Annotated in this window: 21 protein-coding genes; 4 read left to right on the forward strand and 17 right to left on the reverse strand. The window is 68.1% G+C overall.

The features are described from left to right. Positions 1-116 precede the first annotated feature (116 nt). Complete coding sequence (locus P0Y60_00085) at positions 117-1,679, reverse strand: FGGY family carbohydrate kinase (protein WEK61191.1); 1,563 nt, start codon at positions 1,677-1,679, stop codon at positions 117-119. A gap of 183 nt (positions 1,680-1,862) precedes the next feature. Then, positions 1,863-2,849 (reverse strand): LacI family DNA-binding transcriptional regulator, encoded by a 987-nt coding sequence (locus P0Y60_00090; GenBank protein ID WEK61192.1) that lies wholly within the window; start codon positions 2,847-2,849, stop codon positions 1,863-1,865. 63 nt (positions 2,850-2,912) lie between these two features. Between P0Y60_00090 and P0Y60_00095 the strand changes: the two genes are divergently transcribed. Next, positions 2,913-3,494 carry a hypothetical protein gene (locus P0Y60_00095; protein WEK61193.1) on the forward strand — a complete coding sequence of 194 codons (582 nt, stop codon included), beginning with the start codon at positions 2,913-2,915 and terminating at the stop codon, positions 3,492-3,494. A 55-nt stretch (positions 3,495-3,549) separates the two neighbouring features. Here P0Y60_00095 and P0Y60_00100 read toward each other — a convergent pair whose 3' ends face one another. From P0Y60_00100 to P0Y60_00120, 5 genes are all read right to left on the reverse strand, one after another. Continuing rightward, complete coding sequence (locus P0Y60_00100) at positions 3,550-4,482, reverse strand: dihydrodipicolinate synthase family protein (protein ID WEK61194.1); 933 nt, start codon at positions 4,480-4,482, stop codon at positions 3,550-3,552. Beyond that, positions 4,476-5,309, reverse strand: a complete 834-nt coding sequence (locus P0Y60_00105; protein ID WEK61195.1) for an SDR family oxidoreductase — start codon at positions 5,307-5,309, stop codon at positions 4,476-4,478. The genes P0Y60_00100 and P0Y60_00105 overlap by 7 nt, the downstream gene beginning before the upstream one ends. A 29-nt stretch (positions 5,310-5,338) precedes the next feature. Further along, on the reverse strand, positions 5,339-6,211 hold the full coding sequence (locus P0Y60_00110; GenBank protein ID WEK61196.1) for a carbohydrate ABC transporter permease: 873 nt from the start codon (positions 6,209-6,211) through the stop codon (positions 5,339-5,341). Next, positions 6,208-7,173, reverse strand: coding sequence for a sugar ABC transporter permease (locus P0Y60_00115; protein ID WEK61197.1), 966 nt, complete (start codon positions 7,171-7,173; stop codon positions 6,208-6,210). The genes P0Y60_00110 and P0Y60_00115 overlap by 4 nt, the downstream gene beginning before the upstream one ends. A 63-nt stretch (positions 7,174-7,236) precedes the next feature. Then, the gene (locus P0Y60_00120) at positions 7,237-8,529 is read right to left on the reverse strand and encodes a sugar ABC transporter substrate-binding protein (protein WEK61198.1); all 1,293 of its coding nucleotides are present in this window, start codon (positions 8,527-8,529) and stop codon (positions 7,237-7,239) included. A gap of 309 nt (positions 8,530-8,838) precedes the next feature. Between P0Y60_00120 and P0Y60_00125 the strand changes: the two genes are divergently transcribed. Together P0Y60_00125 and P0Y60_00130 are read left to right on the forward strand one after the other, a co-directional pair. Then, positions 8,839-10,122, forward strand: coding sequence for a hypothetical protein (locus P0Y60_00125; GenBank protein ID WEK61199.1), 1,284 nt, complete (start codon positions 8,839-8,841; stop codon positions 10,120-10,122). 25 nt (positions 10,123-10,147) lie between these two features. Continuing rightward, a complete protein-coding gene (locus P0Y60_00130; GenBank protein WEK61200.1) occupies positions 10,148-10,945 on the forward strand; it encodes a DeoR/GlpR family DNA-binding transcription regulator in 798 nt (265 codons plus the stop codon). A 23-nt stretch (positions 10,946-10,968) separates the two neighbouring features. Here P0Y60_00130 and P0Y60_00135 read toward each other — a convergent pair whose 3' ends face one another. From P0Y60_00135 to P0Y60_00165, 7 genes are all read right to left on the reverse strand, one after another. Then, positions 10,969-11,928, reverse strand: coding sequence for a ketose-bisphosphate aldolase (locus tag P0Y60_00135; protein ID WEK61201.1), 960 nt, complete (start codon positions 11,926-11,928; stop codon positions 10,969-10,971). Positions 11,929-11,936: 8 nt separating this feature from the next. Then, the gene (locus tag P0Y60_00140; protein WEK61202.1) at positions 11,937-12,593 is read right to left on the reverse strand and encodes a class II aldolase/adducin family protein; all 657 of its coding nucleotides are present in this window, start codon (positions 12,591-12,593) and stop codon (positions 11,937-11,939) included. 1 nt (position 12,594) lies between these two features. Then, a complete protein-coding gene (locus tag P0Y60_00145) occupies positions 12,595-14,115 on the reverse strand; it encodes an FGGY family carbohydrate kinase (GenBank protein WEK61203.1) in 1,521 nt (506 codons plus the stop codon). Beyond that, complete coding sequence (locus P0Y60_00150; GenBank protein ID WEK61204.1) at positions 14,112-15,002, reverse strand: carbohydrate ABC transporter permease; 891 nt, start codon at positions 15,000-15,002, stop codon at positions 14,112-14,114. The genes P0Y60_00145 and P0Y60_00150 overlap by 4 nt, the downstream gene beginning before the upstream one ends. Continuing rightward, a complete protein-coding gene (locus P0Y60_00155; GenBank protein ID WEK61205.1) occupies positions 14,999-15,889 on the reverse strand; it encodes a sugar ABC transporter permease in 891 nt (296 codons plus the stop codon). The genes P0Y60_00150 and P0Y60_00155 overlap by 4 nt, the downstream gene beginning before the upstream one ends. 60 nt (positions 15,890-15,949) lie before the next feature. Beyond that, positions 15,950-17,266: an extracellular solute-binding protein gene (locus P0Y60_00160; protein WEK61206.1), complete on the reverse strand. Its 1,317-nt coding sequence runs from the start codon at positions 17,264-17,266 to the stop codon at positions 15,950-15,952. Positions 17,267-17,606: 340 nt separating this feature from the next. Next, positions 17,607-18,047, reverse strand: coding sequence for a DoxX family protein (locus P0Y60_00165; GenBank protein WEK61207.1), 441 nt, complete (start codon positions 18,045-18,047; stop codon positions 17,607-17,609). A gap of 228 nt (positions 18,048-18,275) precedes the next feature. Here P0Y60_00165 and P0Y60_00170 point away from each other — a divergent pair, with 228 nt between their 5' ends. Continuing rightward, entirely contained in the window at positions 18,276-20,009 is a 1,734-nt protein-coding gene (locus P0Y60_00170; protein WEK61208.1) for a hypothetical protein, read from the forward strand. Positions 20,010-20,083: 74 nt separating this feature from the next. Here P0Y60_00170 and P0Y60_00175 read toward each other — a convergent pair whose 3' ends face one another. Genes P0Y60_00175 through P0Y60_00185 form a run of 3 tightly spaced genes read right to left on the reverse strand, consistent with a single transcriptional unit; the run spans position 20,084 to position 23,165 of the window. Beyond that, positions 20,084-20,953, reverse strand: a complete 870-nt coding sequence (locus P0Y60_00175; protein WEK61209.1) for a dihydrodipicolinate synthase family protein — start codon at positions 20,951-20,953, stop codon at positions 20,084-20,086. Further along, positions 20,950-22,605 (reverse strand): tripartite tricarboxylate transporter permease, encoded by a 1,656-nt coding sequence (locus tag P0Y60_00180; GenBank protein WEK61210.1) that lies wholly within the window; start codon positions 22,603-22,605, stop codon positions 20,950-20,952. The genes P0Y60_00175 and P0Y60_00180 overlap by 4 nt, the downstream gene beginning before the upstream one ends. Then, entirely contained in the window at positions 22,602-23,165 is a 564-nt protein-coding gene (locus tag P0Y60_00185; GenBank protein WEK61211.1) for a tripartite tricarboxylate transporter TctB family protein, read from the reverse strand. Before P0Y60_00185 ends, P0Y60_00180 begins: the two co-directional genes overlap by 4 nt. Between the last annotated feature and the right edge of the window lie 28 nt (positions 23,166-23,193).

The following is a 23,193-nucleotide window of genomic DNA, read 5'->3' on the forward strand; positions in this document are numbered from 1 at the left end:
GACCTGCACGGGCCAGCCGCCGGTGTTGGCGGCTTCGCGCAGGTCGCCCGAGGCGATCAGGTAGGCGGTCTTCGGGGCGGATGCGGGGCGGGATGCCGGGGTCGGCAGGGTGTAGGTCATGATTCCTCCGATGCGGGGGTGGATGAGGTCGTGGGTGATGTCGTGGGGCGGGTGGCGCCGCGCTGGTCGGCGGCGAGTTCGTGGATCACGTCGGCCGTCGCCGTGTACAGGCGCACGTACCGGTCGAAGAGCGTGTCGTACTGCGCGCGCAGTTCGGGGTTCGGGGTGATCGTCTGCGCGACCGGGTTCCAGTCGGTGATGAGCGGCCCCTCGTCGGTGGTGTCGGCCGTGGCGGTGGTGTCGGCCGTGGCGACCGCGGCGAGGAACGCGGCACCGTAGCTCGCGCCGATCGTGGTCGCCGGAACTTCCTGCACGAGACCGGTGACGTCGGAGACGACCTGGAGCCAGAGCTGCCCCTGGGTTCCGCCGCCGACCGCGACGATGCGGTGGATGTCGGCGCCCGCCGCACGCATGGTCTCGACGTTGTGCCGCACGCCCAGGGCCGTGGCCTCGAGCGCTGCCCGGTAGAGGTCACCGCGAGTGTGCTCGAGCGTGAGGCCGGCGATGACACCACGCGCGTCCGGATCCTGGATCGGCGTCCGCTCCCCGGCGAAGTACGGCAGCATCAACAGGCCGCGCGCGCCGGGACCTGATGCCTCAGCTTCGGCGAGCAGCTGCGGGTAGTCGGCATCCGTCAGGTCCTTGAGCCAGGCGGTCAGCGCGCCCGAGGTCGAGAGCCCGCCCGCGAGGTTGCGGGTGCCGGGGAACGCACCAGCCGTGGTCCACATCGACGGAGTGCGGAGTGTCTGCGCACCGGTGGCGACGAGAAACATCGTCGTGCCGTACATGAGCATGAGGTCGCCGACCTCGTGCGCACCGACGCTCACGGCCTCGGTCCAGGCGTCGATCGTGCCGGTGATCACGGGGGTTCCGATGGCGAGTCCGGTGAGCGCCGCAGCATCCGCGGTCACGACACCGGCGACGTCGCCGGCCCAGGCGAGCGCGGGCTGCTCGATCGACGCGGCGTACCGCTCCCAGAACGGGGGGTGCCACTGCTCGTTCTCGATGTCGTAGAGCGGCGAGACCTGGCTGGCCGACTGATGATCGAGCACGTAGGCGCCGGTGAGCTTACGGGCGAGCCACGACGCGGGCATGAACAGCCGACGCGCTCGGGCCCAGGCATCCGGCTCCTCGTCGGCGACCCAGGCGATCTTCGGCCCGCCGGCCTGCGAGGTCAGGGTCGAGCCGCCGACGCGCGTGATCTCCGCGGCGCCGAGCTCGGCGGTCATCCGCTCGATCTGCGCGCCGGCGCGGGTGTCGACGCCGTACAGGATGGCCGGTCGCACGGGCTCGTCGTCTTCATCCGCGAGCAGGATGCAGGGCCCCATTCCGCTGACACCGACCGCAGCCACCTCGGCGTCGGGATGTGCGCTCAGCAGTTCGCGGGTGATCGAGACGAACTCGTCCCACCAGATCGCGGCATCCATCTCGACCCACCCGGTGCGCGGGCGGGAGACGTCATGCGCACGGGTGGCCGTGGCGAGGATCGCCCCGTCGCCGGTGACGAGCACGCCCTTGGTGCTCGACGTGCCGACATCCACTCCGAGAGTGCATCGCATGGCGTCCTCCTTGATCGCGCTGACCTGTCGCCAGAATATCTGAAATCGATTTCATGCCGCAAGTGCAGATGCGACGCCGGGGCCCTCGATTCACAACTCCGGATCTTCTTCACCGAAACCGGGCTGCAGCACCCCCACGGCTTCTACGAGGCAGATTCTCCGGAGTTGTGGAGCACGCCCGGCTCAGCCGCGCACGGCGCTGGCGTGCTGCACCTCGCCGCGCAGCACCACGGTGCGGGCGGGCTGGGCGTCTCCGCCGATGCGCTCGAGCAGCATCCGCGCCGCCGTGACACCCATGTGCCGCGCGGGCAGGCGCACCATCGTGACCGCGGTGGGCGACAGCGTGGTGAACGGGAGCGAGCCGACGACGGCGACCCCGATCTGCGGCGGGGTGAGCCCGCGCTCGGTGAGCACCTGGATCGCACCGACGCCGATGAGGTTGTTACCGGCGACGACGGCGTCGGGCGGTTCCGGGAGGTCGAGCAGCTCCTCCATCGCGGTGCGCGCGCCGTCGACGCGGAACGTCGCAAAGCGCTGGAGCAGGCTGATGTCGGTCTGCGTCTCGGCCGCGGCGAGCGCGGCCCGCCACCCCGCAGCACGGTCGGCGGCGGTGTCGATGTCTTCCGGTCCACCGATGTACGCGATGCGCCGATACCCCGCGTCGATCAGCGACTCGGTCGCCGCGATGCCCGCCGCGCGGTTCGCGATCACGACGCCGTCGACGTCATAGCGGGTGGCGCGGTCGACCGCCACGACGGGCCGACCGGTGGAGAGGATGCTGTCGAGACTCGTCGCCTCGGACGCCGTCGCGATGATCACGCCCGACATGTGTTCCGCGATCGCGATCTGCAGGTACGTCGCCTCCTTCTCGGTCTGCGAGTCGGAGTTGCACAGCACGACCGAGTAGCCGGCCTCGGAGGCGACGTCTTCCACCCCGCGCGCCATCTCGGTGAAGTAGGGGTTCTCGATGTCGGGGATGACGAGCGCGATGACCTCGGAGCTCTGCGTGCGCAGTGACCGCGCCGTGCGGTTCGGCGTGAAGTTCAGATCCGCAGCGGCTTTTCGCACCGCGGCGACCTTCTCGGCCGAGACGCTGGTGCCGTTGAACACCCGCGAGACCGTCGCCGGCGAGACGCCCGCACGTTCTGCGACATCGTAGATCGTCGTCATGGGCACTCACTGTAACCGATTTCAGACGCCCGTGGCGGTCATCGGATCTGCCATGCTTGAGCCATGGAACCGGAGTCGCACGCCTCACTGGGCGACGCCAAGGCACGACTGTCGAGAGCACAGAACTCCGCGGCGTCGTCGGCGATGCAGATCACGAACGCTCTGGGCAGCATCATCGCGTCGACCGGCACGCCGACCCCGGCGAATCAGCCGCTGTGGCGCCGCGTCGACGTGTTCTCACGGACCGACCTCGACGGCATCCTCCGCGCTGAGGCGCAGAGCGACATCGCCGACTGCCTGCGCGTGCTCGTCTCGCTGCACACCCGCCTCACCGATGCGCGCTGGGAGATCTCGAGCGCGGCGGGTGAGGGTGATTCCGACGTCCTCATCGGTCACGGCAGCGGCATCACGACGATGACCACGACGACGACCGTCGACGCGCTCGAACTCCTCGCCGAGGTGCTCGCCGCCGTCGCGGGCGCCCTCGAATCCCTGGACACCCGGCTGACCGCGCAGACCGTGTTCGACACGCCGATCCCGATCTCCGTGCCCGCGTACGTCCGTGAGATCCAGGCCAGCACGGCCCGCGTCTCCACTCAGCCCGACGCCGTCTGGACGTGGGAGTCGCACCTCGACGCCAACTGACGCGCTCGCCCTCCCGCGCGACGAGCACGCCGGGCTTCACCGCATCGGCCCCGGATCAGGCGGCGCGAGCATCCTCCTCGGCCGTCACAGCGATGTGCTCATGCAGTCGGGCGAACACGTCGTCGAGGCGCGCGCACCCGTCGGCATCCAGCGCGGGCAGTGGGGCGCGGCAGTCTCCCAACGGCACGGACAGGCGTCCGCCGAGATACTTGGCCGCACCGAAGACACCCACCTCGACCATGCCCTCGACCGTGTCGTTGATGCGCACCTGCACCGCACGCGCCCCGTCGAGGTCACCGGCGGCGAATCGACGCCGCAGCGAGAGGAACAGCTCGATCTGCAGGCTCACCGTCGTGCCGATCGCCCCGCGCGCGCCGATCGACAGCGCCGGCAGATAGAACTCGTCGAAGCCGTTCACGAGTGTGACCTCGGGGTAGCGGCGGATGATGCGTTCGGCCCCGTAGAGGTTGCGCGAGGTGTGCTTGACGCCCACGACCTGCGGCAGCGCGAGCAGCTCGTCGAAGCCGCCCTCGGAGATGTCGCGCCCGGTGAACTGCGGGATGTTGTAGAGCACGAACGGCAGGTCGACCGCGTCGATCACGGCGCGGAAGTGCCGCACCACGTCGGGCGTCGAGTAGCCGTAGTACAGCGGCGGGATCATCGAGATCGCGCCGACTCCTGCGTCCTTCGCCGCCGCGGCGATGCGGATCGCCTCGCCCGTCGACATGGCCCCGACGTGAGCGACCACGGGCACGCGCCCGGCAGATGCCGCCACCGCGGTCTCGGCGACGGCGATGCGCTCGGCCTCGGAGAGCAGCACGCCCTCGCCCGATGACCCGCACACGTAGAGCCCTTCGACTCCGCGGCGGATGTCGCCGTCGAGCATGGCGGAGAGCGCGGTGTGGTCGACGCTCTCGTCTGCGTGCATCGGGGTGACCGCAGCGGTGAACAGCCGCTCGCCGAGGACGGAACCCGTGGAGTTCACCATGCGGTCCACCCTCCGTCGACGACCACGTTCGACCCGGTCATGTACGCCGAGGCGTCGGAGGCGAGGAACACCAGCGCGCCGTTGTACTCGTCGGCCTCCGCCATTCGGCCGATCGGCATGCGCTCGATGTAGTTCGCCTGGAACTTCGCGTCCTGCGTGTCACGGCGCACGCCGGAGGGAGTGAGCGTGTTGACGCGGATGCCGGCGCGCCCCCAGTAGGTGGCGCAGTACCGGGTGAGGTTGTACAGACCCGACTTGGCCGCGGAGTACGCGACCGGCTTGATGAACGGGATGCCGGTGTCCTCGGCTTTGTACGCGTAGATGTCCTGCACCGGCGAGACCATGCCGTAGATCGAGCCCACGTTCACGATCGATCCCCCGACCCCGGCGTCCCGCATCCGCCGTCCCGCGGCCTGCGTGACGAGGAAGGTGCCGACGAGGTTGGTGTCGACGACCTCGCGGAACACCTCGACAGGGAACTCCTCGAAGGGGCCGGAGACCTCGGGCGGCGCGCTGGGCTGCGTGTCGAGCCCGGCGTTGTTCACGACCACGGTCGGTACGCCCCAGGTCGCGATGACCTGATCGAAGCCGGCATCCACACTCGCCTGGTCGGTGATGTCCATCGCGACCGCGAGCAGCCGGCCCTCAGGGTCGTCCAGCCCCAGCCGCGCGGCCGGGTCGGCCACCTCGCTGCGGGAGGTGATGGCCACGCGTGCGCCGCGTGCGTGCAGCGAGCGGACGAACTCCGCGCCGATCTGGCCGAAGCCGCCGGTCACGACGACCACCTTGTCGCGCACGGAGAACAGCGGATCGAGTACTTCAGACATGTGTGGGGATACTCCAGATTGCAGGGCGGTCAGCCCTTGACGGATCCTGCGGTGAGGCCGGAGACGATGCCCCGCTGCGCCCACAGGAAGAAGATGATCGCGGGGAGGGCGAACAGCAGCGCACAGAACATCACGACGTTCATGGGCGTGTAGAACTGGCCGAGGAACGACGACAGCCCCACGGATGCCGGCCACAGATCCGACGACGAGATGAACGTGTTCGCGAACATGAACTCGTTCCAGCCGTCGAAGAACGCGATGACGGCGGCGGCCGCGATGCTCGGCATGATGAGCGGCAGCACGATCGTGGTGAGGATGCGCAGGCGAGAGCATCCGTCGATGCGGGCCGACTCCTCGATCTCGTAGGGGATCTTGTCGATACCGCTCTTGATGATGAACATCGCGACCGGCATCACGAACGCGGTGTCGGCGAGCACGAGACCCCAGTGGCTGTTCAGCAACCCGGCGCCGGCGAAGATCGCGTACAGCGGCACGATGATGAGCGCCTCGGGCAGCATCTGCGTGCTGAAGAAGATGAATCCGGCGACACCGCGACCGTGGAACCGGTAGCGGCTGAGCGCGTACGCGGCCATGGTCGCGAGCACCAGGCTCAGGATCGTGGTGCCCGCCGCGATCACGAACGAGTTACCGAGCCAGCGGAAGATCGGGATGTCGGCGAGGAACCCGCCCCACTGCCCGATGTTCTGGAGCTCCGGGACCAGCGGCTGGCTGCCGCCGTACAGCGACGACTCGGTGCCGAGCGAGGTCGACAGCATCCAGTACACGGGGAAGCCGGCGAACACGACCAGCAGCGTGATCAGTGCGGCCTTGCCGAGGCTGCCGACCCTGGCGGCGATCCCGCGGCGACGCGGGAGATCGATGGTGATGCGTTCCGTGGTCATCGCTGGCTCTCCTGACGTTCCTGGATCTGCTCGACGATGAAGTAGACGACCGTGACCAACAGCGACAGCACGAGCCCGAGGGCGCCGATCGCGGCCGCGCGACCCAGGTTCTGATCCTGGAAGGCGGTGCGATACACGTTGACGACGAGCGTGTTGGTCACATCCAGCGGACCACCGCCGGTGATGAGGAAGATGATCTCGAAGCGGCGGATCGACCAGATGGTCATGAGCAGGGTGATCACGCGCACGGTGGGCATCAGGTGCGGCAGGGTGACCGCGAGGAAGGACTGGAACCGCGTGGCGCCGTCGACCCAGGTCGCCTCGCGCAGCTCCTGCGGCACGCTCTGCAGGGCGCTCAGCATGACGAGCATCACGAGCGGGGTGAGCTTCCACACGGTGGCGAGCGTCACGGCGAACAGTCCGTACTGCGGATCCACCAACCAGCCGTGCTGGCCCATGCCGAGCGCGGAGGTGGTGCGGTTGAGGATGCCCTGCTCGTTGTTGTAGATCCAGACGAAGATCAGGGCGGCGGCCACGGTCGGCACGGCCCACGGGATCGTGGCGATCGCGCGGATGATGCCGCGCCCCTTGAACGCGGTGTTCAGCAGCAGGGCGCCCGCGGTGCCGATGCTCACCGAGAAGACCACGGTGAACAGCGTGTAGAGCAGGGTCGTGGCGACCGAGGTCCAGAACTTGTCGCTCGAGAGCAGGTATTCGTAGTTCTCGACACCGACCGGTCGGCCACCGGCCGGGTTCACGAGCTTGGTCGCGGTGAACGAGAGCAGGAGTCCGCGAATGAGCGGGAAGACGGTGAAGATCGCGAGGTACACGATCGCGGGGAAGAGGAAGAGGTAGGCGCCGTTGCGCTCGATGAAGCGTGAGACCGCTCCACTGCCTCGCGGCTTCTTCGGTGGCGCAGCGCGAGGCGTCGATCGCGGCGCCTCGAGAGTGCTGGTGGCCATGCTCAGGTCCTTTCAGGTACGGGGAGTCGAGGGGCGGGACGGGGGTTCCCGCCCCTCGGGGTGTCAGCCGAGTTCGGCTTCGAGCGTCTTCTGCACGTCGGCGAGCTTGCTCTTCACATCGCCGCCGTTGACCCGCAGATCCTCGACCGCGGTCAGCACCTCGCGCCAGATCGGCTTGCTCTCGGTCTCGAAGCCTTCGACCAGCGTCGACTTCGAGGTCTTGGCGGCCTCGAGGAACTGCGTGGCCCACGGGTTCTTCGCCAGGAAGTCGGCGTCGGGCTCGACGTCGGTGGCCATGGCGGAGGCTCCGAGACCGGCGCGGATCGCGGTCTGTCCTTCCTCGCCCAGCACCCAGCGGACGAAGTCCTTCGCCGCTTCCTTGTTCTTGCTGTTCGCGTTGACGGCGATGATGAGCTGCGAGTTCGACCCGGCGTTCGCGAGCGGAAGCGGGGCCGCGCCCATGTTCTCGCCGTTCACGACGTTGTCCGGGTTGCTGGTGATCGTGGTCGCGACGCCCGAGTTCTCGAACATCATCCCGACCTGCCCCTGACCGAACTTGGCGCGGAAGGTGGAGGCGTCATCGCCGATCGGCGCGACACCCGACTCGAACGTCTCGAGGAAGGCCTCGACGGCCTCGACGTTCTCGGCCTTGTCGATGGTCAGCTTCTTGCCGTCGCTGAGCTCGCCGCCGAATCCGTAGATCCAGTTCGCCATCTCGAGCGTCCAGCCGTCGATCTCTGCGGTCTGGTGACGGCCCGCGAAGCCGGCGATCCCGAGCTCGCTCTTGATCGTCTCGGCCGTGGTGAGGAACTCATCGAACGTGGTCGGCACCTCGAGGCCGAGCTCGGCGAAGACGTCCTTGTTGTAGATGACCGTGTTGTAGGTCGGGCGCTCCCAGTTGAAGCCGTACTGGCCGTCCTGGAAGAAGCCCGCCTCGTTGGTGTTGTTGAGCGAGTCGCCGAGTTCGTCGGCGATGTCGTCGAGCGGCTCCAGAACTCCGGCATCCACCAGCGAGGCGAACTGGCTGTCCTGCAGCACCATCACGTCGGGCCCGCCGCCCGCGCCGAGCTCGGTGCTGAGCTTGTCGGCGTAGTTGGCGAAGGGGATCTCGACCTTGGTGAGCTCGATGTTGTCGTTGGGGCCGGTGTAGTCCTTGACGGCATCCCAGATGATCGGGCCCTTGCCGTCTTCGAGGAACTGCCAGTTCGAGAACGTGAGTTCTCCGCCGGCGTCTCCCCCGGCGCCCGCGTCTCCGGATGCCGAGCACCCGGCGAGCGCGATGGCGGCCACGGCGGCGATGCCGGTGATCCGCAGCGCGCGTGCACGGCGGGACGGGTGTGCGTGGTTCAACTTCACTGTTCACTCCTTTGGGCAGCAAGTTCTTTGCGACGATGCAGTCGATCTCTCCGACGGGATTCGTGAAACCGATTTCGCTACCGTAACCCTCCTGTTTGAGCGGAGTCAAGCGAAAATGGTTACGTAACCTAAAATTGATTCCTGAAACTCGATGGACGAACTCGGGACGGTTCCGGCGACCCCCTCCCGCCCTGGATCGGAGATCTGCACGATTGCGGATGCAAGAGGCCGAAAGCATCCGAGAGAGCGCAGATCTCCGAGGCACCGCCGGCGCGTGGAGAGACCGGATCGCGACGATACGATGTGCGGATGCGCGCATCGCCCGGGGTCCTGTGGCTCACGCTCCGGCTTCCCCCGTCCGACGCGGACCAGACGGACGAGCTCGCCGGATTCCTCCTGCACCTCCGCATTCCTGCGGCGGTGCAGCACCGCACCCTGCTCGACACGGGCACGCTCGCGTTGATTCCGTATGACGGCCTCACGTCACTTCTGTCCGTCCCCGACGAGTACGCGCCCACCCTCACCTGGGACCGAGTCCCGATCGAGGCGGTCGTGTCGGCATTGACGGAGCGATTCGGCTACGGGGTGAGCCTCGATGGCGAGCCTGTCGGCAGCGACGTGTTCGACGTGGATCCGGTCGACCTCGACGAACCGCTTCCCGAGTTCGACGACGAAATGGGCGACGAGTTCGACGACGCCGATGACGCCGATGACGCCGAGACCGGCGTGGTGCCCACGGCCCCGCTCGACGCCATCGCCTGGACCACGCGGGAGGACACCGGCGTGATCGCGTTGGTCGGTGCACACTTCGACATGAGCTTCGACGCGGTCGATGCCGGCGAGCGCGGGAGGGCGCTACGTCCGCACCTCGATGCGGACCGGGACCGCGCTCTCGAACTCGGGCTGTGGGCGATGACCGACGGAATCGCGGTGTGGCGCCGCGGGCAGGAGCATGCCGCCTCGTTCGTCGCACGCCGGAACCGCGCGCATCTCGTGACCTGGCAGCGACCGTGGGTGCGGGTGGACCCGAGCAAGCCCGGTCAATCGATCGACGGCGCTCTCGTGCATGCATGGCTGGAGGAGGTGATTCCGCCGAACGGTGATGCCGACGCCTGGATCGCGCGCTTCCGCCTCGACGCTGTCGCGGCCAGCCGCCTGCGGGCATTGTTCCGCCGTGAGGCGCACGCGAACATCCTCGCGGAGCTGTTCGAGACCCTCGCCCTCGACCCGACGTGCCTCGAGCTGAGTGAAGACGATCTGGCTCCCGACGACGAACCGGAGGTGATCCGCCCTCGCACCGTGCGACAACAGTTCCGCGACGGGATGGGCGGCATGCCCGATCCCTTCAACCCTCCGGTGGTGGGGTTCCGTCACCGCCATCCGCGCGTGTGGCTGGTCGCGTCCCTCGTCGGGGTCCTGGCCCTTGTCGGATTCGCGGTCGCCGGACTCGTGGCCGGTCGCCTCACCGCGCTCGTCCCGGGACTCGTCGCCGCGATCTGGGCGGGGAGCCTGTTCGTGGACGGCGCCGTCGCGCGAGCCCGGGGAAGGGGCCGACGAGCGGAGGATCTGCCGAGCGCGGATCCCGAGCACTGACCCACCGCGGGACTACGCTGAGGGGATGCCAGAGTGGTCGCAGACGGTCCCCGCCGCGGTGCGGCGTGAGCAGATCGTCTCGATCATCGAGCGCCAGGGGTTCGCGCGCGTGCAGGAGCTGAGCCGTGCGCTCAGCGTCTCCGAGGTCACGGTGCGCAGCGACCTCGATCTGCTCGCCGAGGAGAACATCATCCAGCGCGTGCACGGCGGGGCGATGTCGGGCATCAAGTCGACCGCGCATTCCCCCGACTACGAGCGCGCTCTCACCCGCGCGGTCACCGAGAAGCGGCGCATCGGCAATGCGGCGGCGGCCCTCGTCGAGAGCGAGATGGCGATCCTGCTCGATGCCGGCACGACCACGCTCGCGCTCGCGCGCGCACTGCGGGCGCGCGAGGATCTGCGCGGCGTCGTGGTGTTCACGAACTCGCTCACGATCGCGCTCGAGCTCGGGGTGTCCGAGCCCCACCACATCACGGTCGTGGTCACCGGGGGCACCGTGAGCTACAAGCAGCGGTCGCTGATCGATCCGCTCGGCGACATGTTCCTCGGATCGGTGCACAGCGACCTGTGCTTCATCGGATGCAACGGCGTCTCGGTCACCGGCTTCACGAACTCGAGCCTGCCCGAGGTCACGATGAAGCGGCGCTACCTGGACTCGGCCGCGCGACGGATCGTGCTCGCCGACAGCTCCAAGATCGGCAAGAGCCAGATGATCCAGGTCGCGCCGCTCGATCGCATCGACACCCTCGTGACAGGCATCGAAGCGCCCCCAGCCGAGCTGGAGGCGCTTCGAGAGGCCGGTCTGACGATCGAGCTCGCCTGACCGGGATCAGAGCGGGCGACGGCTCACGCGCGCCCTGCCGAACCGAACTCGTGCATGCGCAGCGCGACCATGTCGCGGAATCCGCCGATCGCCGGGCGCAGCTGCTCACTGGGCTCGACCACGGCCGGGTTCTCCTGCAGGAATCGCCGCAGCGCCGCACTCCACGCCAGGTGCGAATCGGTGCCCTGATTGATCTTGCGGATGCCGGCGGCGACGCCGTGCGACTTCTGCTCGGGCGAGATGCCGTACGACGGGCGCACCTCTCCCCCATGCGCGTTGATCACGGTCACAGCCTCCGCCGGCACGGACGACGACCCGTGCAGCACCAGGAACGTCTCGGGCAGGCGACTCTTGATCTCGGCGATGAGTTCGAGGCGCAGGCGCTGTCCGCCCGCGGCATCCGTGAACTTGACCGAACCGTGGCTCGTGCCGACCGCCACCGCGAGAGCGTCGACCCCGGTCTGGCCGACGAACGCGACCGCCTGATCGGGGTCGGCGAACACGATCTCCTCGAGGATGCCGCTGACTCCGGCCTCGGCCCCGCCGATCGTGCCCAGTTCTCCCTCGACGCTCACGCCGGCCGGGGTCGCGGTGTCGACGACGCGACGGGTCAGGGCCACGTTGTCATCGAACGACGCGGGTTCGTCGGTGTCGGTCGCCCGGCTCGCGTCGATCATGACGCTCGTGAAGCCGTGGTCGATCGCTCGCACGCAGTCGCCGTAGGTGCGCCCGTGGTCGAGATGCAGCACGGTCGGGACATCGGTGTACTCCTCGACGATGCCGCGGAGTCTCGTCCACCAGCGCGACTCGTCGTCGTAGGCCGACATCCCGGCGATCGACTGCACGATCACGGGCGATCTCTCCGCCTCGGCCGCATCCAGCACCGCGATGGCCTGGTCGATGCTCGAGACGTTGAACGCGCCGACGGCGTATCCGCCGGCTTCCGCATCGGCGAGCGCGGCCCGCAGTGTCTGAAGTGCCATGGCCGACCTCAGAGCGACTCGGTGATGCCGAGCGTGTCGTAGTCGAGCACGATCGGGGTGTCGGTGAGGGCACGGGCGTACGCCTGCACCTTCGCAGCGGACTCCACGGCGACGCTCGTCTTGAAGGCGTCGCGCAGATTCGGACCGACCGTGAGCAGGCCGTGGTTCGCCCAGACGACGGCGTTCAGGTCGCCCATCGCGTCGCACATGTGCTCGCCGAACTCGGTGTTGTTGCTGAGCTCGAACGGCATGATCGGCACGTCGCCCTTGGTGTAGATCACCATGTTGACCAGCGTGCCCAGGATCGGCGATCCCACGACGCCCCACACGTTGGAGTAGACGGGCTCGGAGTGCACGATCGCGTTGACGTCGGGGCGGCGCTTGTACACGGCCATGTGCACCGTGACCTCGCTGGACGGTCCGAGGCGCCCGTCGATCAGCTCACTGTCGCCGTTGACCAGCACGATGTCGTCGGCCGTCATCTTGTCGTACTCGAGGTCGGTCGGGGTGATCAGGAATCGGTCCTCGACGCCGGGCACGCGGATGCTGATGTTGCCCTGCGTGTTGAAGTTGAGGCCGTACTCCATCGATCGCAGGCAGTAGTCGAGGATCTCCTGCTTCGCGGTGGCGAGATCGAAGTCGACCTGCAGCGTGGTCTCGGTCATGTCATGTTCTCCTTCTGATGTGGCTGGGGTCGTGAGGGCTGGGGTCGTGTTGTGGCTGAGGTCGTGAGGTCAGGTGCGGGTTGAGGGCGCGCGTCGCCTCGTACAGGGCGACATAGGCGGAGCGCTGGCCGGAGTACCAGTCGGCGAAGGACTCATCGATGGCGGGCGTCGGGATGCCGGGCTCGAGCCTGAGCGCGCGCGGGTCCCCGCCGATCCCGCGGAGCGCGAGCATCGCGGCCCCGCGAGCGGAGGCATCGCGTCCGACGGGGGTGAGCCGCGCGCCCGCCGCCGCCGCCCTCGCGGCGAGCGCTGCGGTGTTGTCGGCCCCGGCTCCGGTGACGCGCAGGTCGGGCACGTCGACGCCGTGCGCGCTGAACGCGGCGATGATCTTGTGGAACTCGAAGCCCGCCGCCTCGACCACCGCGCGGGCGAGTTCGGGCACCGTGGTGTCGAGCGTCAGTCCGTGGATGGTGCCGCGCGCGGAGGGGTCGTTGTCGAGCGTGCCGGAGCCGGCCAGGTACGGCAGCACGAGCAGCGCGGGCGGCGTCTCGGCGAGCGCCGCGAACACCTCGCCGACGCCCCGCCCGAGCAGACCGGCGAGCCATTCCAGCGCCCACCCGCCCGCGGCGGTGCCGGCGAGCGTCACCCACAGATCGTCGTCGACGCGATAGCTCGCGAACCCGGTGGAGCCGAGCCCGTCGGGTCGCCGTGGGGTGCCGACCGTGAGGCAGTCACTCGAGCCGAGTGCGATCACCGCACGCACGCCGGCCTCGCCTCCCGCGCCGAGGAAGGCAGCGGCCTGGTCGTGGGTTCCGGCGACGAGCGGCGTCCCCTGGGCGATGCCGAGGCGCGTCGCCGCATCCGCCGTCAGCGCGCCGATCACACTGCCGGATGCGACGGGCACAGGCAGAGCGTCGATCCGTACCCAGGGGGCGGATGCCGCGGCCGCATCGATGATCTCCGTGCTCCACTCGCCGTGCTCGACGTCGAGGATGCCGGTGCGGGCGGCCTGCCCGAGATCGATCGCGGCGATCCCGCTCCACCGCTCGGCCACCAGATCTCCGACGCAGCGGTAGCCGGAGGCGACAGCCCAGGCGTCGTCGCCTGCCATGATCTTGAAGAGGGAGAACATGCCGTGCAGCGGCTGCCCGGTGATCGCCGTGAAGCGGCCGTCGCCCAGCACCTCCCCCAGGCGCGCGGCGGGCTGCGCGCCGCGGGTGTCCATGCTCACGACGACGCGGGCGAGCGGCTCGCCGGCGGCATCGATCGGCACGACGGCCTCCCCGAGCACGCTGAAGCCGATCGCCTGCACGGGGTCGCCCGCGGCGAGTGCCTCGCGGGCGGCGCGACGCACCACATCTTCTGCCGCGAGGATGATCTCCTCCGCCTCGAGCTCCACCCGACCGTGTCCGTCGCGCAGCAGCGTCAGCGGCGCCGAGGCCGCTCCGCGCACCGTGCCGTCGACCGCGAACGCGACAGCCCGCACGCCGCTGGTACCGAGGTCCAGCCCGATGACGCTCATTTGATCGCCCCCGAGAGGCCGTTCACCAGATACTTCTGGATGAAGAGGAACAGCAGCACGACGGGGATCGAGATCAGCACCAGGATCGCGAAGAGTGCGCCTGGTTGCGAGAGGTACATTCCGCGATACGCGAGCGGCACGAGGGTGAGCGGCTTGAGCGCGTTGTCGCCGAGCGTCACGAGCGGCAGCAGGAAGTCGTTCCAGCTCATCATCGTCTGCCACACCGCGACCACCGCGAGGGCCGGTTTACCCAACGGCAGGTAGATGCGCCAGAAGATCTGCCACGCGCTCGCTCCGTCGAGGCGCGCGGCCTCGTAGGTCTCGAGCGGGATCGCGAGGTACGAGGTGCGGATGATGATCACGGCGAACGGCAGCCCGAGCGCGGTGTACACCAGCACGAGTCCGAGCAGGTTGTTGTACAGCTGCATCGACTGCAGGATGCGGAACGTCGCCACGACGATGCTCGACATCGGAAGGATCAACGCCAGGATCAGGATGCCGAAGATGAGCGCCTTGAGCGGCACCCGCAACCGGGCCAGTGCGAAGGCGGTCATCGATCCGAGAAGGCACACGAGCAGCACGGAGGGCACGGTGATCAGCAGGCTGTTGAGGAGATGCAGCAGGATCGGATTCTGATCCCAGATCGTCAGGTAGTTCTTGAGGCTGAACTCTTCGGGGAAGATGCCGAACAGCTGCGTGCTCGGGTTGTTCGACGGCATCATCGACAGCCCGATGGTCATGATGATCGGCACCAGCCAGAGCACGGAGAGTGGCACGAGCACGAAGTGCAGCCAGCCCACGCGGCGGCCCGGTGCGCCATGACGCGAGCGGGTCTTCGCCGCTTCCTTCGGGACGATCAGGTTGCGGGTCTCGTTCATCGCGGTCATTTCTCGTCTCCTGTGATGAATCCGGCACCGAAGACCCGCACCATCGAGAGCGAGCTCACGACCGCGATCACGAGCAGCACCACGCTGATCGCCGAGGCGTAGCCCACGTTCTGCAACTGGAACGCTTCGAGGAACGCGAAGGTCGGCAGCATCTCCGAGGCGTGGTTGGGACCGCCCTGCGTGAGCACGTACACGAGCTCGAAGGTCTTGAGCGAGCCGATGATCCCGAGCAGCACGAGTGAGAGTGTCGTCGTCTTCAGCAGCGGGAACGTGATGCGCACCATGGTCTGGAAGCCGCTCGCGCCGTCGATGCGCGCGGCCTCCATGAGGCTCGGGTCGATCAGCTGCAAACCGGCGAGGTAGAAGAGCATCGAGAACCCGGTCCACATCCACACGTTCACGAAGATCACCGCGAAGATCGCCGTCTGCGGGTCGGCCAGATAGTTGCCGCCGAGGAAGGTGAGCCCGGTCGCCTTGCCGATCTCCGTGAGCACCCCGTTGAACGGGTCGAGGATGCGCTGCCAGACGATGCCCACCACGACCGGCGAGAGGATCGCCGGGATGAAGAAGATCGCCCGATAGATCGTGCTGCCGCGCAGTCCCTGGTTCAGCGCCACGGCGAGGAGGAAGCCGATCACCCCCTGCGGAATGATCGTCAGCACGATCCAGAAGGCGGAGTTGCGCAGGGTGATGAGGAACGTCGGGTCCTGGAAGAGCTCCAGGTAGTTGTCGATCCCGACGGCGGTCCCGACGTTCACACCATCCCACTGCAGCGTGCTCGCCTGCACGTTGTAGAAGATGGGATAGACGACGAAGACGCCGAAGAGGATGAGAGTCGGGGCCAGGAAGGCCAGTCCCACCAGCCTCTCTCTTGTCAGGATCTTCATGCGCGCTCCTCTCAGGCAGGGTTCGGGGATGACGCCCCGAACCCTGCACGAATCCGGTTGTTACAGGGTGTCCTGGACAGCCTGCACCGATTCCGCGGCTTCCTGCGGAGTGGCATCCCCTGTCGCGATCGCGGCGAGCGCGTCGGCCACCGCCTGATCGAGCTTGGGAGATTCGAAGTACCGCGACCACTTCACCTGCGGCAGCCACTCGTCGACGAACAGGTTCCAGATCTGCTCCTGCTTCTCGCTGGTGAACTTCTCGGGGGCGAGTCCGGTGACGGCGGGCACGTCGTTCATCGTGTTGACGAGCTTCTGCGCCGCGGAACCGGCGATGAAGTCGGTGAGCACCTTGCATGCCAGGTCGGGGTTGGCGGTGTTCTTGGAGATGCCGAGGCTCACGTCGATGCCGCCGACGAACTGCGACTCGGCAGCCCCTCCGGGGATGGTCGGGAACAGGAAGGGCTCGTAGCCTGACATGCCCTCGGACAGCGGGGGGATGTCGGTCTTGGTCGGGTCGGACTGCTGGATCCACCAGGCACCGAGCGGGATCATCGCCGCATTGCCGGCCTCGAACTGGTTCACGGCCGAGGGGTAGGCGTCGAGTCCGATCGCCCCGTCCTGCGCGATGCCGTCGGAGAAGAGCTTGCTCCAGTAGTCGAAGGCCTTCACGATCGCGGGGTCGGTCCAGTCCTTGCTACCGGCCTCGGCTTCGTAGACGGTGCCGGGCGAGACGTTGTTGGCGATCTGCAGGAAGACCACGTTGCGCAGCCAGGAGTCCTTCGCCGGCAGCAGGAACGGCGCGGCATCTCCGCCGCTGAGATCCTTCGTGGTCTGCACGAGCTCGTCCCACGTCTTCGGCACGCTCAGGCCGGCGTCGTCGAAGATCTCCGAGTTGGCCCAGAGGTTGACGGTCTGGGTGAGGATCGGCAGCGAGTAGAAGTTGTCGTCGCCCTCGGGGTTGCCCATGCGGGCCTGCTCGATGCCGATCGGGTAGAACTTGCTCTGCCAGTCGTCGCCCCAGGTCTCGGCGGCGCAGTCCTGCAGCGGCATCAGGTTCTCGCGGTACTGCTGCGTGAGCGCTCCGGGCTGCAGACCCAGCACGTCGGGCATGGTGTTCGAGCTGGCGCGGCTCTGCAGGTCGACGAGGTACTCCGGGTAGTTGAAGATCGTGGCATCGATCTTCGAGCCCTCGTTCTCGGCCTGGAAGGCGTCGATCATCTGGCGCGTCGTCTGCTCGATCGGGCTCCAGGATCGGAACGTGATCGTGTCTCCGGATGCGTTCCCCGACGCGACCGGTGCGGCGCCACCTGCACAGGCGGTGACCCCGAGGGCAGTGATGACCGTGGCCACCCCTGCCAGGCTCCTCTTGAGCTTCATCTGCAATCCCCTTACTTCGCTGTAAAGTCCGCGGCGGATGCCGGCTGCGCTCAGTTTAGGTTTATTTGCGTATTAAAGACCAGGAATACAGGGAAGCTCGGAGAAAGTCTTTCTCCTTTTGTGTTTTCGCACGCTTTGCTTTGCGGAAGCGAAAGTCACACACGCGTCGGAGGCCGCAATGGCGCGACATCGCAGTTTCCCTTCCGCAACACTCGTCGGAACCGCGGTGCGGGCACAGCTTCGGAGTTCGCCCTCGACACCCCGCGCAAACGACGGATGCCGCGGGGTGTCCCCCGCGGCATCCGAAATCGTGTCCGCGCGATAGGCGCGCGGGTGGGTGTCAGCTGAGCCAGGCCGGTGCTCGTCCACGCAGGAACGCTCCGTCGACCGAGAAGCGTCCGGCACCCGTGAAGGCGAGCGCGAGGGCGACGACGCCGAGCACGGCGACGAACTCGTATCCGCCGTCACCGACCCAGAGCCCGGCGGGGAGATGCACGAGCACGAGGGCGACGGCCATGTCGATCGCCAACAGGATGCTCACCGGCCGGGTGAGGAATCCGAGGATCAGGAGGATGCCGCCGATCAGCTCGATGAAGGCGACGACGGGCGCGGCGATCTCGGCCATCGGCACGCCCATGTCGGCGAAGCTGCCGACGGTGCCGGGGATCGTGAACTCGAAGATCTTCTGTGCACCGTGTGCGGCGAAGACGGCACCGACGACGACGCGCAGGACGAGGAGTCCGAGCGACGTGGCGGGAGTGGGGGCTGTGGTGTTCGTCATGAGGAGTTCTTCCTTCGTGGCAGGACACCCGCGCGCCGGGCGCGGAGCAGGGTCGTTCCCTGCTCCCACGCTAGGAAATCGACATATCCATCTCCTGTGCCCGTTCCTCGCCGATCCGACGGATGCATCTGTCCGTTCGATCGATATACTGCGCGGAGAGCGCATCGTTGCGCAGTGTCGGACCGCGGTCGAAGAACTCCGTGGCGACCAATCTGGGGGAGATCGATCGTGACGCGAGTCCGAGGGGAACGAGCGCGCCATTTCCGCGCGCTCACCGTGAGCATCATCGCGGTGGCCAGCCTGACGCTGTCCACCGTCGCGGGGGGCGCCGCCTTCGCAGACGACACCGTCATCGTGTCGGACGACACCGGCACCGGCACGAGCGATCAGGCCGCGGACGGCGTCGCGTTCCCGTCGCCGGTGATCCCGCTGCTGCCCACCATCGTGGTCGCCGGGCAGCCCGTGACGGCCGACGCAGGCACCTGGCCGGTCGGCACCACCCTCTCGTACCTCTTCACGGTCGACGGCATCCCCGCCCCCGAGCAGGACAGCCCGACGTTCACCTTCTCGGCCGCCGATGTCGGTCGCACCGTCGGGGTCACCGTGATCGCGCGTCACGCCGACTACGACGAACTCGCCGTGCCGAGCGAGACACAGCCCCTCATCGGCACCCTCGTGTTGAACCAGGCCGTCTCCATCAGCGGCGTGGTGCGCGTGGGCACCGAGCTCGCGGTGGTCGCACCGGTGACCGATCCCGATGCGACGTCCGCCGCCTACTCCTGGGTCGTCGATGGCCTGGTGGTCGGCACCGGCCTCACCTTCACGCCCCGCACGGCAGACCTCGGCAAGAAGCTGTCCCTCGCGGTCACCGCGAGCCGTGACGGCTACATCTCCGTGGAATCCACCACGGTCGAGACGGTCGTGGGCAGCGGCGCCTTCAGCAGCGCGCCCACTCCCGCCATCGTCGGAACCGCGAAGGTCGGAATCGCGCTCAAGGCATCACCGGGCACCTGGAGCCCGTCGGCCAAGTTCACCTACCGCTGGCTGCGCAACGGTGCCGCCATCCGCGGTGCGACCGCCTCGACCTACAAGCTCGTGGCAGCGGACTGGAAGACGCGGATCACCCTCGAGGTGACCGCGGTCTCGGCCGGGTACACCACCACCAAGGCCGTGAGCGCCCCGACCGCCGCCGTGGTCAAGCCCTTCACCAAGGCCCCTCGCCCTCGTGTGACGGGAACCGTGCGCGTCGGCGCGACGCTGACCGCGAGCCTGTCGGCCTGGTCGCCGAAGGCGTCGTTCTCGTACCAGTGGAAGCGCAACGGGGTCGCGATCCCCGGCGCCACCGCGCGCACCTACCGCCTGACGGCGAACGACTACTACAAGTCGATCACCGTGACGGTGACCGGGCGCGCCACCGGCTACGCGGCGACCGGCAGCACGAGCGCCGCCACCGCGAAGACCGCCGCCCCCGCTCCCTCGATCACGCGGGCCGGAACCTACCGCGTGGGCTCGGGCATCGCCGCCGGCACCTACTACGCGAGCGCGCAGCCGGGCTGCTACTGGGAACGCCGCTCGTCGGCCGGCAGCAGCTTCAGCGGCATCATCGCCAACGACTACCGCTCCACCACGGGGCGCGTGATCGTGACGATCTCGAAGACCGACCGGTTCTTCATGACCAACGCGAAGTGCGGCCGCTGGACCAAGCTGGTCGGCACGATGGCCAGCACCGCCGGCAACGGCACCTACATGGTGGGCATGCACCTCGCACCCGGCGTGTACCTCACCACCACGGCGAAGTCCGGATGCTACTGGGAGATCGTGTCGAGCTTCGGTGGCACGTTCGACGAGATCATCGAGAACGACTACGTGACCGCGGCGGGCCCTCAGTACGTGCGGATCTATCCCGACGACAAGGGGTTCACGTCGTCGGGATGCGGCGTCTGGAAGAGGGTCAGCGACTGATCATCGCGACAGGACGAAGGGTGGTGCGGCCGAGCCGCACCACCCTTCGTCATTCCCCCCGGCGTTCCTGCGTGTCAGCGGTGCGCGGCCACGACCTCGGCGACGGCGGTGCGCTCGGCATCCGTCGGCTCGGCGATCGCCATGCGGCAGTAGGTGTCGACCACGTCGAGCACGCGGTACGCCTCTTTCATGCGCGCCATGTCTCCCCCGATCAGTGACACGACGGCGTCGACCGCGGCCTGCGCGCTCGCGATCGCGGCCTGATCGCCCGTGCGACCGGCATCCGCGAGGGCGCGGAAGGGCTTCGGGGTGACCGACGAGACACCCGACACGACGCCCTGCGCGCCCGCATCGACCGCGGCGATCAGGTCGCGGTCGGCGCCCGTGTACAGATCGAAGTCCTCCGGCACCACGGCGCGGTATGCCGCGATCTCGTCGAGCGACAGTTCGCTGACCTTGGCGCCGACGATGTTCGGCAGCGCGGAGAGGCGCACGAGCAGCGCGGGCGAGACCGGGTTGCCGCTGCGCGCCGGATAGATGTAGACGTAGAGCCGCCCGTCACCCACGGCCTCGGACAACGCGCGGTAGTACTCGAAGATCGAGTCGTCGGTCGACTTCAGGTAGTACGGCGTGAGGGCGGCGAACTCGGTCGCCCCCAGCTCCCGCGCGATGCGGGTGAGGCGGACGGCCTCGAAGGTGCTGGGCTGGCCGACGTGCACGATCACGCGCATCCGATCCCCCAGCTCCGCGAGCGCCGCCTCGACGATCGAGGAGAACTCGACGGCATCCACCGCGGGGAACTCCCCCGTGGTGCCGAGGATGAAGGCGCCCTCGTTGCCCGACTCCCCCACGAAGCGGAAGATCGCCCGTGAGCCCTCCAGGTCGAGGGTGCCGTCGCGGTGGAACGCGGTGGGGACGGCGGTCAGGATGTCGTAGCGGGTCACTTCTCGTTCTCCTTGGAGTTCTTGCGCGCCTTGCGGGTCGCGCGGGCAGATGTGTCGACGTTGCGGACCGTGGAGGTCAGCAGGTCGGGCTGTGCGGCGAGCTCATCGTGCGCCTTCTCGATCTGCACGATGCTCTCGTCGTGCAGGATCGAGTCCTCGAGCGAGGCGCGCTGGGCGCGGGGCTTGCGGGCGGCGCGGATCGCCGGCATCACGATCGACAGCACCGCAAGCGCGAGCAGCACGATGGCGATCGGGCTGACGACCTCGAAGAACGGACGCGTGGGGAGGATCGCGAGCGTGCGGGCCAGGTTCTCCTCGGCGAGCGGGCCGAGCAGAAGACCGAGCACCACGGGACCGGCCGGCACCTGCATGCGCTTGAGCAGCACACCCACGACACCGAACACCAGCATGGTGACGACGGTCGAGAGGCTGTTCGAGGTGGCGTAGGTGCCGATGATGCAGAAGATCAGGATGCCGCTCCACAGGTACGGCTGCGGCACATCGAGCAGCTTCACCATGCCCTTCATGCGCACCAGGCTCAGGCCCAGCGACAGGATCGTGGCGATGAGCATGATGCCCACGATCGAGACGACCAGGTCGGGGCGGTTGGTGAACAGGGTGGGGCCTGGCGTGATGCCCCAGATGATCATCGAGCCGATCATGACCGCCATCACCGAGTCCCCGGGGATGCCGAGCGCCATGGTCGTGGTGAGCGATCCGCCGAGGGTCGCGCTGGAGGCGGTGTCGGAGGCGGCGACGCCCTCGATCGAGCCCTTGCCGAACATCTCGGGGTGCTTCGACGCCTTGCGCGCCCGCTCCCAACCGATGAGACCGGCGATGTCGCCGCCCGCCGCGGGGATGAGTCCGACGCCGAGTCCGACGGCGCCGCCGACCGCGGTGGCCCGGCCGCTCTGCTTCAGTTCAGATCTGTTCGGCCACCAGCGGCCGAGGCTCGAGATGGGGCGCACGTTCGAGGTGCGGTACGTGAGCAGCTGGTCGAACAGCTCGGCGATGCCGAAGAGCCCGATGATCACGGCGATGAAGTTGACACCCTCGACGAGCTCGAGCACCCCGAAGGTGAAGCGCTGGTCCGCGGTCGCGGCATAGGTGCCGACCGTGCCGAGCATGAGGCCGAAGAGTCCGGCCAGGATGCCCTTGAGCATCGACTTCGACGAGATGCCGATCATGATCGAGATGCCGAACACGACGAGCGCGAACAGCTCGGGCGAGCGGAAGTAGTCGCGGGCGAAGCTCGCGATCGGCACGGCGGCGACGGCGAACAGCACGAGCGAGGCGAGGATGCCGACCGCCGAGACGATCGCGGAGATCGTGAGCGCCAGACCGGCGCGGCCCTGTTTGGCCATGGGATAGCCGTCGAGCGTCGTGGCGATGGACGCCGGTGTGCCCGGAGTGTTGATGAGGATCGACGGCACCCGGTCCCCGAAATTCGCGGCGACGTAGATGGTCAGCAGCACCGCGAGGCCCTGGACGGGCTCGAGAGTCATCGTGAATCCGGCGGCCAGGGCGACCGCCATGGTCGCGGTGATGCCGGGGAAGGCGCCGACCATGAAGCCGAGCAGGAGGCCGACGAGCATGTAGAGCAGGATCGAGATGTCGAGGAGCGAGTTCAGCCCCTCCATGAGCGCGTTCACAGGGGAATCCTCAGGAGCATCCCGAACACGACGTAGACGAACGCCGTGACGGAGGCGGAGTAGATGATCAGGCTCAGCCAGCGGCGGTGACCGTAGAGGAGCATGAGGGCGGCCATCAGCACGGCGGCGGCGATCGGGAAGACCTCGATGCGGTAGCCGAAGAGGATGACGGTGCTGAGCGACCACACGGCGATGAAGGCGCCGGTGATGGCGAGCGTGGCGATGACGCGGAGGTAGCCGCCCGGCTGGATGCGCTCGAGATCTTCGCGGGTCGGGGCCGGCCGGGTGAGCGCGATGGCGAGCAGCGCGACGGCGATGACGACGGCGGTGACGGCGATCACCATCGGCCAGAAGCGCGCGTCGATCTGCCCGGGGGCGGCCTCACGGCGCAGGGAGATCTGCGTGGTGAGGAACAGGTAGCCGGCGGAGAACGCCAAGGCGACGATGCCGAAGACGATCTCCAGCGGGCGCGAGGCCGGTGCGCCCTGGTAGTCGCCGTCCGCGACGGCGGTGTCGGCGGACGAGGTGTCGGGGGTCGAGGTGTCGGGGGTGGACATCATGCTCCTCCTTCGAGGGACGGGGCTGCGG

Source organism: Candidatus Microbacterium colombiense (assembly GCA_029203165.1).
Classification (GTDB): domain Bacteria; phylum Actinomycetota; class Actinomycetes; order Actinomycetales; family Microbacteriaceae; genus Microbacterium; species Microbacterium colombiense.